The sequence below is a fragment of the Bradyrhizobium sp. BRP23 genome (assembly GCF_020194135.1).
In the GTDB taxonomy this organism is placed as follows: domain Bacteria; phylum Pseudomonadota; class Alphaproteobacteria; order Rhizobiales; family Xanthobacteraceae; genus Bradyrhizobium; species Bradyrhizobium yuanmingense.
In genome coordinates, this window is sequence record NZ_JADYVW010000017.1 from 1 (window position 1) to 12,695 (window position 12,695).

Here is a 12,695-nt window from a genome sequence, read left to right on the forward strand (position 1 = left end):
CTGTATACGCGCGGTCGGTGTCCCCGAGGCACCCGTCCAGTGCGGGCCACCATACTGATCCTTATGAAGGAATGCACGCGTCGTCATGAGCCGCCTCGTGATGAAATTCGGCGGCACGTCCGTCGCCAACATCGAACGTATCCGCAACGTCGCACGCCATGTGAAGCGTGAGGTCGATGCCGGCCACGAAGTGGCCGTGGTCGTCTCGGCGATGGCCGGCAAGACCAACGAGTTGGTCGCCTGGTGCACCGAGGCCTCGCCGATGCACGACGCGCGCGAATATGACGCCGTGGTCGCCTCGGGCGAACAGGTGACGTCCGGCCTTCTTGCCATCGTGCTCCAGGGCATGGGCATCCAAGCCCGCTCGTGGCAGGGCTGGCAGATCCCGATCAAGACCAGCGACGCCCATGCCTCGGCCCGGATCGAGGACATCGACGGCAGCGAGATCATCAAGCGCTTCAAGGACCGAAAGGAGGTCGCGGTCATCGCCGGCTTCCAGGGCATCAACCCCGAGACGGGTCGCATCACCACGCTCGGCCGTGGCGGCTCCGACACCTCGGCCGTGGCGATCGCCGCCGCCGTCAAGGCCGACCGCTGCGACATCTACACCGACGTCGACGGCGTCTACACCACCGACCCGCGAATCGTGCCGAAGGCCAAGAGGCTCGACAAGATCGCATTCGAAGACATGCTGGAACTGGCCTCGCAGGGCGCCAAGGTGCTCCAGGTCCGCTCGGTGGAACTCGGCATGGTCCACAACATGCCGATCTTCGTCCGCTCGAGCTTCGATAAGCCCGAGGATATCGACCCGCATGCCAACCAGCCGCCCGGCACGCTGATCTGCAGCGAGGAGGAGATCATGGAAAGCCACGTCGTCACCGGTATCGCCTTCTCCAAGGACGAGGCTCAGATCTCGGTGCGCCAGATCGAGGACAAGCCCGGCGTTGCGGCCTCGATCTTCGGCCCGCTGGCTGATGCCAATATCAACGTCGACATGATCGTGCAGAATGTGTCCGAGGACGGCAAGACCACCGACCTCACCTTCACCGTGCCGGCCGCCGACTTCACCCGCGCCAAGGATACGATTACCGCAGCCAAGGCCAAGATCGGCTATGCGCGGCTCGATACCGCCACCGATGTCGCCAAGATCTCGGTGATCGGCAGCGGCATGCGCAGCCATGCCGGCGTCGCCGCCCAGGCGTTCTCGGCGCTCGCCGGGCGGAACATCAACATTCGGGCCATTACAACCTCCGAGATCAAATTTTCGGTCTTGATCGATACCGCCTATACCGAGCTTGCGGTGCGCACCTTGCATACGCTCTACGGTCTCGATCAGACCTGACGGTCTTTCCGGAAAACCGCTTCGCACTTTTCCGGACAGTGCCAAAAGGCTAATTTTCTCTTAGCGGTCGCAGCAAACGCGAAGGTGTACACACCTTCGCGTTTGGCAGGCGTTTTGCTTGGCAAAACAAGCCTCAATTCGCTATACGGCGGACAGGGTGGGCTGCCGCAGACTGTGTCCCAGTTCAGGCGGCGCTGATTCGGTACGAGCACTCAATCTCCCGTGGATTTGGGCTTGTGCCTGCGCCGGACAAACAATTTGATTGTTTTTCTGGAATTTTGGTCCAGCCGCCGGCCGATATCGCCGGGCCCGGCCGATGGAGGAGATTGACGGTTCATGCGGAGCGCGTCGGGAGGTCCCCGCGTCTTGTTGAGACGGCTCCGCGAGACCATGGCGGAGCAGGTCTCGGCCCAGGAGCGGCTGGACAAGATCGTGGTGCTGATCGCCGCCAACATGGTGGCCGAGGTGTGCTCGGTCTATGTGCTGCGCATCGACAATACGCTCGAGCTCTACGCCACCGAAGGTCTCAACCGCGAGGCGGTGCACCACACCGTGCTCAGCGCCCATGAGGGCCTGGTCGGCCTCGTCGCCAGCGAGGCGACGCCGCTCAATTTGAGCGACGCGCAGAGCCACCCGGCGTTCTCGTTCCGGCCCGAGACCGGCGAAGAAATCTACCATTCCTTCCTCGGCGTGCCGATCCTGCGCGCCGGCAACACGCTCGGCGTGCTGGTGGTGCAGAATCGCGCCAAGCGCAATTATGTCGAGGAGGAGCTCGAGGCGCTCCAGACCACCGCGATGGTGCTGGCCGAGCTGATCGCCTCCGGCGAACTCTCCGCGCTGGCGCAGCCGGGCCAGGAGCCGGCGGCGCGCCATTCGGCGCAGAAAGTCGGTGCCATCCTGTCGGAGGGCATCGCGCTCGGCCATGTCGTGCTGCACGAGCCGCGCGTCGTCATCAAGGACTACATCGCCGAAGACCTGCCGAAGGAGATCAAGCGGCTCGATACTGCGCTCGCCAAGCTGCGTGCCGATCTCGACCGCATGCTGGAGCGCGGCGACGTCGCCGAAGGCGGCGAGCACCGTGAGGTGCTTGAAGCCTATCGCATGTTCGCCAACGACCAGGGCTGGTCGCACAAGCTGCACGAGGCGGTCGCGACCGGCCTCACCGCGGAAGCCGCGGTCGAGCGCGTCCAGTCGGACACCCGCGCGCGCATGCTGCGCTCGACCGACCCCTATTTGCGCGACCGGCTGCACGATCTGGAAGACCTCGGCTACCGCCTGATGCGGCAGCTGGTCGGCCAGGATCATGCGCCCTCGCGCGAGCAGCTGCCCGACAACGCCATCGTCATCGCCCGCGCGATGGGCCCGGCGGCGCTGCTCGACTACGACCGCAAGCGCCTGCGCGGCATCGTGCTGGAGGAAGGCACCGCGAACTCGCACGTCTCGATCGTGGCGCGGGCGCTGGGCATCCCTGCGGTCGGCGAGGTGCCGAACGCGCCTGGAATCGCCGATCCCGGCGACGCCATCATCGTCGACGGCACCTCGGGCTCGATCTATGTGCGCCCGTCGCAGGAGATCGAGGCGGCCTTCGCCGAGCGCGTGCGCTTCCGCGCCCGCCGCCAGGCGCAGTACCTGGCGCTGCGCGACCGGCCCTGCGTCACCAGGGACGGCCAGAAGGTCGAGCTGATGATCAACGCAGGTCTTGCGATCGACCTGCCGCATATCGAGGACACCGGCAGTGCCGGCATCGGCCTGTTCCGCACCGAGCTGCAATTCATGGTCGGTCAGAGCCTGCCGCGCACCAGCGACCAGCTCGCGCTCTATCGCACCGTGCTCGATGCCGCCGGACCTAAGCCCGTCACCTTCCGCACGCTCGATATCGGCGGCGACAAGGCGCTGCCCTATATGGAAGCGGTGATCGAGGAAAACCCCGCGCTCGGCTGGCGCGCGATCCGGCTCGGGCTCGATCGTCCCGGCCTGTTGCGCGGCCAAATCCGCGCGCTGCTGCGCGCCGGCGGCGGCCGCGCGCTGCGCATCATGTTCCCGATGATCTCGGAGGTCGCCGAATTCGACTCGGCCAAGGCGCTGGTCGAGCGCGAGCTCACATACCTCCGCCAGCACGGCCACACGCTGCCTGAACGAATCGACATCGGCACCATGGTCGAGGTGCCCGCCCTGCTCTACCAGCTCGACGAGCTATTGAAGAAGGTCGATTTCATCTCGGTCGGCTCCAACGATCTGTTCCAGTTCCTGTTCGCGGTCGACCGCGGCAACGCCAAGGTCTCCGAGCGCTTCGACACCATGTCGGCGCCGATCATGCGCGCCTTGCGTGACATCGCGCGCAAGGCGCACGCGGCGCAGAAGTCGCTCTCGCTGTGCGGCGAGATGGCCTCCAAGCCGATCGGCGCACTGGCGCTGATTGCGCTGGGCTACCGCTCGCTCTCGCTCTCGGCGACCGCGCTCGGCCCGGTCAAGGCGATGGTGCTCGACCTCGACGCCAAGAAGGCCGAAGCGATGCTGGGCCCTCTGCTGGATGCGCCTGCGGGCAGCGTCTCGATCCGGCAGAAGCTGACGGAATTTGCCGAGGCCGAGGGCCTTGCGTTGTAGCGGGCCTGTCGCCAGCTTCCCGCCGCCCTCGCCTCCTTCCGCACTTTGAGACAGAACCGATGTCGTCACTTCCCGAAGCCAAACTGGACGTCCTGCTCGCGCATCACGCTTCGCTCGAGGCCGAATCGCTCGGACAGCTCGCCTCCGAGCGTTACGTGCAGATCACGCGCGAGCTCGCCGAGCTCACGCCCCTGATCGAGGCGGTGAAGTCCTATCGCGCCGCCGTCAAGGAGCTCGCCGACACCGACGCGTTGATCGCCGATGCCGCCACCGATGCCGAGATGCGCGGCATGGCGGAAGCCGAACGCGACGAGCTCGCGCCGAAAATCGAGGAACTGGTCCAGAAGATCCGCGTCGCGCTCCTGCCCAAGGACGCCATGGACGACCGCAACGTCGTGCTGGAAATCCGCGCCGGCACCGGCGGCGACGAGGCTTCGCTGTTCGCCGGCGACCTGTTCCGGATGTACGAGCGCTTCGCCAGCTTGCAGGGCTGGAAGGTCGAGGTGATCTCCGCCAGTGAAGGCACCGTCGGCGGCTACAAGGAAATCATCGCCGAGATCCAGGGCCGCGGCGCATTCTCCAAGCTGAAATTCGAATCCGGCGTGCACCGCGTGCAGCGCGTGCCCGACACCGAGACGCAGGGGCGCATCCACACCTCCGCCGCGACGGTCGCCGTGCTGCCCGAGGTCGAGGACGTCGACGTGGACATCAAGAACGACGACCTGCGCATCGAAACCATGCGCGCAGGGGGCGCCGGTGGCCAGCACGTCAACAAGACGGAATCGGCGATCCGCATCACCCACATCCCGACCGGCATCGTGGTGATGATGCAGGACAGCCGCTCGCAGCACAAGAATCGCGCCTCCGCCATGAACATCCTGCGCTCGCGCATCTATGACGCCGAGCGGCAACGCGTCGAGGCGGCGCGCTCGGCCGAGCGCAAGGAGAAGGTCGGCTCCGGCGACCGCTCCGAGCGCATCCGCACCTACAATTTTCCGCAAGGACGCGTCACCGATCATCGCATCAACCTCACGCTCTACAAGCTGCCGCAGGTGATCGCGGGTGAAGCGCTCGGCGAACTGATCGACGCACTGACGACGGAGCACCAGGCCGCACAGCTCGCTGCGCAAGGCGCGGCGGCCTGAGGCGTGAGCAACCCCTTCACCGGACAATCCATCGAGAGCGCGCGGCGGGCGCTGGCTGCGCAACTGAGATCGGCACGGCTCGACGAAGCCGAGCTCGACGCGCGCATCCTGATCAGTGCGGCACTCGGCCTCGACCTCACCGGCCTGGTCACGCAGGCGGCCCGTCTCCTGACCGCGGCCGAAGCATCGCGGCTCACGCAACATGCACAGCGCCGCATCGCCGGCGAGCCGGTGTCGCGCATTCTCGGGACGCGCGAATTCTGGGGCTTGCCGTTCCGCCTGTCGGAAGCAACCCTGGTGCCGCGCCCCGATACCGAGACCGTGGTTGAGCTTGCGCTCGAGATTCTCCGCGAGCGGGAGGCATCTCACCCGCCGCGGATCGCCGACATCGGCACCGGCTCGGGCGCGATCCTGCTCGCGCTGTTGCACGAAATCCCCGATGCGTTCGGCGTCGGTACCGATCTCAGCCAGAACGCGCTCATGACCGCCAGGGACAATGCCGCGGCGCTGGGACTCGCCGACCGCGCCGCCTTCGTCGCCTGTTCCTACGCCGCGGCGCTCGGTGGCCCGTTCGACCTCATCGTGTCGAATCCGCCCTATATTCCCTCGGCTGAAATTCCGAAATTGAGCGTCGAGGTGCGCGAGCACGACCCGCATCTGGCGCTCGACGGCGGCAATGATGGATACGACGCCTATCGCGCCCTGATCCCGCAGGCGAGCGAGCGGCTCGCCCCCGGCGGCGCCCTGGTCGTCGAGGCTGGACAGGGCCAGGCCCAAAATATTGAAACCTTGATGAGGGCCGCCGCGTTATCGCTGGACAGGTCACCCAAGGCCGACTTGGCGGGCATTCCGCGGGCCGTTTCGGCCCGAAAAATGCCCCCATAAAAGCCGGATTGGCCTGCAAAAACCACTTGGAATATCCCGTGGGAACGACTACGTTCCGGTCAACACATCGGTGCCGGCCCCGTAGACCTACGGGCGAAAGCCGGGCTCTCGGGCGAGAGCTTTACTGATTGAAGGTTCCAAGCCGCAGGTCCTGTTGAGCGCGATGGCCAGTGGAGCTGCGCTGCTCTCTCCGACCGCAAGTGAACGAAAGCCTGATATTGCGCTTGAACACTTACGCAAGAAAGCTGGGCTTGTTTCGGCAGGCGAAATGAATGGGTTCGCTGGCAATGGATGCTGGCGGGTGGGGAACGCGTCTTGTTGAACGCGACGGTCGACGAACATCGGCAGGGTTGGATCCGCTTTTGCGCGGTGCGCGCAAGACATGTGAGCCACTGTCACCAGGTCACTCCTAGCAATCAGTAATGCGTGCAACCTTTAGGGCTGGAATTAAAGGCAGGACATGAGAAACGGTCAGAACAAGCAGCGGATGCGCAACCGCAACAACAATAACAACAACAACCGGCGCGGCCAGAACCCGATGACCCGGGTCTACGAATCCAACGGACCCGACATCAAGATTCGCGGCACTGCTTCGCACATCGCCGAAAAGTATCTCCAGCTTGCACGTGACGCGCGCTCCTCCGGCGATCCCGTTGCAGCCGAGAACTACTACCAGCACGCCGAGCATTATTTCCGCCTGATCGCGGCGGCTCAGGAGCAGTTCCGTCAGAACCAGCAGCCGCGCGGCGATGAGCCCATCGCCAGCAGCGACGAGGGCGAGGACGACGGTGAGAATTTCTCGGCCTTCGGCCAGGAGCCCGGCTTCGTCCCGCAGCCCCAGCCGCAGCCCTTCATGCGCGACCGCGACGGCCAACGCGATCATCACCAGCGTGATCACCAGCCGCGCGACAACCAGCCGCCCTATCAGCGCGACAATCAGCAGCCGCGCGAGCACCGCGAACGCGATCACCGTCCGCAGCCGCAATATCAGCCGCAACCCGCCAACCAGCCGCAGCCTGTCATCGCCGATGGCGGCGTCGACCGCCTACCCTCCTTCATCACCGGCGCGCAGCCGCAGGTGAACGGCAATCAGGGCGGCTTCGAGGGCGGCGGTGGCGGCGAGCGCTATCCGCGTCGGCGGCGCCGGCCGCATGGCCCGCGCCCGGAGCGTGAAGCCGCTCCGGTTGCTTCCAGCGACGAAGTCGCCCCCGGCGAGTAAGCTCTTCTGACTTTCCGACTCGAATCGTCCCGGCCTCGCCGGGACGATTTGCTTTTGACGCTGTGCGTTGGCCGGACACAGACCCACCTCTCCGGAAGGGAGAGGTGAAGCTAACTGCGCGTCACCGTCGTCGAGGATGGCACCAGCACGGGCTTGGCGAGCGAGGGAATCAGCCGCGCCCGCTCGCGCTTGGCGGGGATCGCGCGGTAGACCTGCTTGGTCGCCTCCACGATGTGGACGCCGGCAAAAGGCAGCGACAGCGCCGCACCGGCACGTTCCCACATCTGGGCCGATTTCAACACCCAGCCGCCGGCATAGGGCGGCATGAACAGCGCCTCGCCCCAAGCGGTCGGCGTGAACCAGGTCTGGCGCAACAGCTCGGTGATCTGCGAGCGCGAATAGGGCCGGCCATGGCCGAACGGCGTGCTGTCGGTGCGGGTCCACACCCCACGCCGGTTCGGGATCACGGCGATGACGCGCCCAGAGGGCGACAGCACGCGCCACACCTCGCGCAGCAATGCGGCCGGATCGTCCGACATCTCCAGCGCGTGCACCAGGAGAATGCGGTCGACCGCGGCGTCGGGAAGCGGCAGCGAGAACTCATCCACCAGCGAGGCCAGCGCGGGCCGTCCCGTCGGCCATTTCAGGACACCCTGCGCCGCCGGCATGAAGGCGAGGCAGCGCTCGGCGTCCTCGCGGAACAACCCCAGATAGGGTGTGGGATAGCCGACGCCGAGCACGCGCTGGCCCTCGGCGCTGGGCCAACGCTCCCTGATGCCGCGATTGATCATTTGCCGCGCCACGATGCCGAGGCGGCGGGAATAGAACTCGCGGAGGTCGACGACGTCGATGGTCATGACCGCAATGTAACATGCGCCAGGGCGCCGCTGCGCGCGGAATATTGCATTGCCTGCGCAACGTTAACGCCATATTTGTCTGGCGGGGCTGAGCGCGATGGAGATGACATGGCCGCCGAAATTCGTACTTTCAACTGTTTAAACGACAATTTCGGTTATCTGATCCACGATTTGGAAACCAAAGCGACGGCCTCGATCGACGCGCCGGAGGCCGGCCCGATCCTCAAGGCCCTGGAGCGCGAGGGCTGGCAGCTCACCGACATCCTGATCACCCATCATCATGGCGATCATGTCGGCGGGGTCGCCGAGCTCAAGCAGAAATACAATTGCCGCGTCGTCGCGCCGCACGACAAGACCACGAAGATCGCCAACGTCGACCAGCGCGTCGCCAATGCCGACGTGGTCAAGATCGGCAATCTGCTGGCGCGTGTCGTGGAGACGCCCGGCCACACGCTCGACCACATCTCCTACGTGTTCGACAATGAGAAGACGGTGTTCGCCGCCGACACGCTGTTCTCGATCGGCTGCGGCCGCGTGTTCGAGGGCACCTATCCGATGATGTGGGATTCGCTGCTGAAGCTGCGCGCCCTGCCCGACGACTTCAAGCTCTATTGCGGCCACGAATACACGGCGTCCAACGTCAAGTTCGCGCTCACCATCGAGCCGGACAACGCGGCGCTGCAGGCGCGCGCCGCGGAGGTGACAAAGCTGCGCGCCGAGAACAAGCCGACCATTCCCTCGCTGCTCGGCGAGGAGAAGCGCGCCAACGTGTTCCTGCGCGCCGATGAGCCGGCGGTCGCGGCCAAGCTGCATATGAAGGGCGCGGATCCCGCTGCGGTGTTCGGCGAGCTGCGCGAGCGCAAGAATAAATCCTGACGCACAAGTCCTGAAGCACACATCCCGACGAGGATCGATGCCGACCGCAGCCGAGATCATCGCACGCCTCGAGCTCCGCCCGCATCCGGAAGGCGGACATTATCGCGAGACGTTTCGCGACCAGAGCACGGACGCCAACGGGCGTTCGCGCTCGACGCTGATCTACTTCCTGCTCGCGCGCGGCGAGCGTTCGCACTGGCATCGCGTCGATGCGGTGGAGACGTGGCACTATTATTCCGGCAGCCCCTTGACGCTGCGCATCGCCCATGACGGCTGCTCGCAGCACGAGGTGCGGCTCGGCGCCGACCTCGGCGGCGGTGAGCGGCCGCAGGCGATCGTGCCTGCGCTGGCCTGGCAGATGGCGGAAACCACCGGCGAGTGGACGCTGGTCGGGTGCACCGTGGCACCCGCGTTCGAGTTCGCGGGCTTCGAGCTCGCGCCGCCCGGCTGGGAGCCGTAGCTCCGCTCCAATCATCGCTTCCGCAGCACCATGTCCTTGGCCGCGATCAGGCCGCCTCCGGCAATGAGGATCGCAGCAAGGGCGATGTTGGCGCTGGCCTTGGCGAAACCGGCAGCGATGAGGAATCCCGTCGAGAGCAATGGCGTCGCGTAGGAGGCGGCGCCGAGCACACGGATGTCGCCGCGCTTCATGCCGATGTCCCAGGCGTAGAACGCGGCACCGACCGGGCCGATGCCGAGTGCGATGACCGAGAGCCATTGCACCGCGGTCTCCGGCCAGACCGTGGTTTCAAGCAGGCCATGCATCAGCGCGGCCAATATTGCCGTGGCAAGACAGAAGCCCGCGACCGCATCGGTCGGCACCGCTTTCAACCGGCGCGACAGCACCGAATAGGTCGCCCAGACGAACGCCGCGATGAAGGCCGCGATGAGACCCGGCACAGCTCCAGGCGCAAAACCGCTGGTGTTGCCGGCGAACAGCAGCACCGTGCCGACGAGGCCGAGCACGGCGCCGATGATGTGGTGCGCCGCCAGCCGCTCGCCCGGCAGGAAGGACGAGAACAGCACGATCAAGAGCGGCCACAGGTAATTCAGAAGGCCGGCTTCGGCCGGCGGGGCGAAGCGCAGCGCGAGGAAATACAGCGCGTGATAGCCAAACAGGCCGCCGACGCCGACGATCCAGACGGCGAGCGGTTGCCGCAAGCTTCTCGCCGCCTCGCTCCGCCCGATCCAGGTGAGCAGGCCGACGACACCGCCGATCGCGAAGGTCATCGCAGCGAGCTGAAACGCCGGGATCTTTCCGGTCGCCACCGTCATCACCGACAGCAGCGACCACATCAGGATCGCGGTCAGACCGATCAGCGTGGCAGTACGGGGAGTCATTGGCCCAATGTTTCCGTCATGGCCGGGCTTGTCCCGGCCATCCACGTTCTTCCGTGGCGACGGCTGTTGTAAGGCCGTGGATGCCCGGGACAAGCCCGGGCATGACGATGTGGACAATATCAGCCTGCGTGATGCGATCGCATCACACCATGTACTGGCCGCCGTTGACCGACAGCGTCGAGCCGGTGATGGCGCCGGCCTCATCCGCGGCGAGGAACACGACGGCCCGCGCGATCTCTTCGGGCTCGCCGAGACGGCCGATCGGAATCAGCGGCAGGATCGCCTTCTCCAGCACGTCCTTCGGCACTGCCTGCACCATCTCGGTATTGATGTAGCCGGGACAGATCGCATTCACGGTGATGCCGCCCTTGGCGTTCTCCAGCGCCAGGGCCTTGGTGAAACCGATCTCGCCGGCTTTCGCTGCGGAGTAGTTGACCTGTCCGAACTGCCCCTTCTGGCCGTTGATCGAGGAAATGTTGATGATGCGACCGAACTTGCGCCCGCGCATGCCTTCGATCACCTGGCGCGACATGTTGAACAGCGAGCCGAGATTGGTGTTGATGACGGCGTTCCACTGCTCAAGCGTCATCTTGTGGAAGGCACCGTCCTTGGTGATGCCGGCATTGTTGACCAGCACGTCGACCGGGCCGACCTCGGCCTCGACCTTCTTCACGCCCTCGGCGCAGGCCTCGAAACTGCTGACGTCCCACTTGTAAACCGCAATGCCGGTCTCGGCCTTGAATTTCTCCGCGGCAGCGTCGTTGCCGGCATAGCTCGCCGCAACCTTGTAGCCGGCGGCCTTCAGCGCCTTGCTGATCGCAGCACCGATGCCCCGCGTACCACCCGTCACCAATGCAACACGTGCCATGTCGTATTCCTTCCCTCTTCCTTGGACGCTTCGGACTTTTCTGACGTGATCGCTTTTTAGCTACGGATTATGCGGTTGGTTTGACGGACATCAAGAACAAAACGCCCGGCATCGAGCCGGGCGTTTTTCTTTAGTCGAGGCTTGTCGGGTTGCGAAGAATATTTGATTTGCAACCGCTGCCTTTTTAGTCGCGTGCAACGCACGCGCTGACGTGTGCGGCGCACCCGTCAGCTGCGCGTAAGATCAGTCGCGCGCCACACACATGGCGATACCCATGCCGCCGCCGATGCACAGCGTGGCCAAGCCCTTCTTCGAATCGCGCTTCTGCATTTCGTGCAGCAGCGTCACCAGCACGCGTGCGCCGGACGCGCCGACCGGATGGCCGATCGCGATCGCACCGCCGTTGACGTTGACCTTGGAGGTATCCCAGCCGAGGTCCTTGTTGACCGCGCAGGCCTGTGCCGCGAAGGCTTCGTTGGCCTCGATCAAATCGAGATCGCCGACGCTCCAGCCGGCCTTCTTCAGCGCGGCGCGCGAGGCCGGGATCGGGCCCGAGCCCATGATCTTCGGATCGACGCCGGCCTGCGCCCAGGACACGATCCGCGCCAGCGGCTTCTTGCCTTCCTTGGCGGCCTGCTTGGCGGTCATCAGCACCACGGCGGCAGCGCCGTCGTTGATGCCCGAGGCCGAGCCCGCGGTCACCGTGCCATCCTTCTCGAAGGCGGGCTTGAGCTTGGCCATCGCGTCGAGCGTGGCGCCATGGCGCGGATATTCGTCGGCGCTGACGACGACGTCGCCCTTGCGGGTCTTGATGGTGACGGGGACGATCTCGTCGTTGAACTTGCCGGCCTTCTGCGCCGCCTCGGCCTTCTGCTGCGAGGCCACGGCGAACTCGTCCTGCTGGGCACGGGTGATCTGCCATTGCCGCGCGACGTTCTCGGCGGTGTTGCCCATGTGGTAGCCGTTGAAGGCATCCCACAGGCCGTCCTTGATCATGGTGTCCACCAGCTCCAGGCCGCCCATCTTCACGCCGCCGCGCAGATGCTGGGCGTGCGGGGCCATGCTCATCGATTCCTGCCCGCCGGCGACCACGATCTCGGAATCGCCGTTGAGCAGCGCCTGGTAGCCGAGCGCAACCGTGCGCAGGCCCGAGCCGCACAGCTGATTGACGCCCCAAGCCGGGCTCTCCACCGGAATGCCGGCGCCGATCGACGCCTGGCGGGCCGGGTTCTGGCCTTGGGCGGCGGTCAGGATCTGACCCATGATCACTTCGGAGACCCGGCCGGGCTCGATGCCGGCGCGCTCCAGCGCGGCCTTGATGGCAACGGCGCCGAGGTCATGGGCGGGAAGGGTCGCGAACGCTCCGTTGAAGCTTCCGACCGGGGTGCGGGCGGCGCTGACGATGACGACATCGTCTGACATGGGCATCTCCTGGGGCTTGAGGTTCTTGTGAAGGGGGCAGGCGGGCTGGAAAGCGATCGCCAGTCTCGTCAGCCATCCTGTTAACGTCGTTGAGGCATGTCAATCGGCCGGGGCCCGAATTCATACCGCAGCGCAT

11 protein-coding genes are annotated in these 12,695 nt (G+C 65.6%); 7 read left to right on the top strand and 4 right to left on the bottom strand.

What is annotated here, in order from left to right:
• Nucleotides 1-85: 85 nt before the first annotated feature.
• The 5 genes from I6F24_RS31840 to I6F24_RS31860 all read left to right on the top strand — a co-directional run bounded on the left by I6F24_RS31840 (nt 86) and on the right by I6F24_RS31860 (nt 7,195).
• Nucleotides 86-1,342 carry an aspartate kinase gene (locus tag I6F24_RS31840; protein WP_036014718.1) on the top strand — a complete coding sequence of 419 codons (1,257 nt, stop codon included), beginning with the start codon at nt 86-88 and terminating at the stop codon, nt 1,340-1,342.
• Between the two features lie 336 nt (nt 1,343-1,678).
• Entirely contained in the window at nt 1,679-3,946 is a 2,268-nt protein-coding gene (gene ptsP, locus I6F24_RS31845) for a phosphoenolpyruvate--protein phosphotransferase (protein WP_036014720.1), read from the top strand.
• Between the two features lie 59 nt (nt 3,947-4,005).
• Complete coding sequence (gene prfA / locus I6F24_RS31850) at nt 4,006-5,091, top strand: peptide chain release factor 1 (protein WP_036026209.1); 1,086 nt, start codon at nt 4,006-4,008, stop codon at nt 5,089-5,091.
• A 3-nt stretch (nt 5,092-5,094) separates the two neighbouring features.
• Entirely contained in the window at nt 5,095-5,976 is an 882-nt protein-coding gene (gene prmC, locus I6F24_RS31855) for a peptide chain release factor N(5)-glutamine methyltransferase (protein ID WP_036026207.1), read from the top strand.
• A 460-nt stretch (nt 5,977-6,436) separates the two neighbouring features.
• Nucleotides 6,437-7,195, top strand: coding sequence for a DUF4167 domain-containing protein (locus tag I6F24_RS31860; protein WP_036042629.1), 759 nt, complete (start codon nt 6,437-6,439; stop codon nt 7,193-7,195).
• Between the two features lie 110 nt (nt 7,196-7,305).
• Here I6F24_RS31860 and I6F24_RS31865 read toward each other — a convergent pair whose 3' ends face one another.
• The gene (locus tag I6F24_RS31865) at nt 7,306-8,052 is read right to left on the bottom strand and encodes a methyltransferase domain-containing protein (RefSeq protein WP_036014737.1); all 747 of its coding nucleotides are present in this window, start codon (nt 8,050-8,052) and stop codon (nt 7,306-7,308) included.
• Nucleotides 8,053-8,160: 108 nt separating this feature from the next.
• Here I6F24_RS31865 and gloB point away from each other — a divergent pair, with 108 nt between their 5' ends.
• Nucleotides 8,161-8,928, top strand: coding sequence for a hydroxyacylglutathione hydrolase (gene gloB, locus I6F24_RS31870; RefSeq protein ID WP_036026196.1), 768 nt, complete (start codon nt 8,161-8,163; stop codon nt 8,926-8,928).
• A gap of 37 nt (nt 8,929-8,965) precedes the next feature.
• Nucleotides 8,966-9,388, top strand: coding sequence for a cupin domain-containing protein (locus I6F24_RS31875; protein WP_036014741.1), 423 nt, complete (start codon nt 8,966-8,968; stop codon nt 9,386-9,388).
• A gap of 11 nt (nt 9,389-9,399) precedes the next feature.
• On the opposite strand, the gene I6F24_RS31880 is transcribed toward I6F24_RS31875, so the two are convergent.
• From I6F24_RS31880 to I6F24_RS31890, 3 genes are all read right to left on the bottom strand, one after another.
• Nucleotides 9,400-10,269 carry an EamA family transporter gene (locus I6F24_RS31880; protein WP_036014743.1) on the bottom strand — a complete coding sequence of 290 codons (870 nt, stop codon included), beginning with the start codon at nt 10,267-10,269 and terminating at the stop codon, nt 9,400-9,402.
• 142 nt (nt 10,270-10,411) lie between these two features.
• The gene (phbB, locus tag I6F24_RS31885; protein WP_036014745.1) at nt 10,412-11,137 is read right to left on the bottom strand and encodes an acetoacetyl-CoA reductase; all 726 of its coding nucleotides are present in this window, start codon (nt 11,135-11,137) and stop codon (nt 10,412-10,414) included.
• Nucleotides 11,138-11,380: 243 nt separating this feature from the next.
• Nucleotides 11,381-12,559 carry an acetyl-CoA C-acetyltransferase gene (locus I6F24_RS31890; protein WP_036026194.1) on the bottom strand — a complete coding sequence of 393 codons (1,179 nt, stop codon included), beginning with the start codon at nt 12,557-12,559 and terminating at the stop codon, nt 11,381-11,383.
• Nucleotides 12,560-12,695 lie beyond the last annotated feature (136 nt).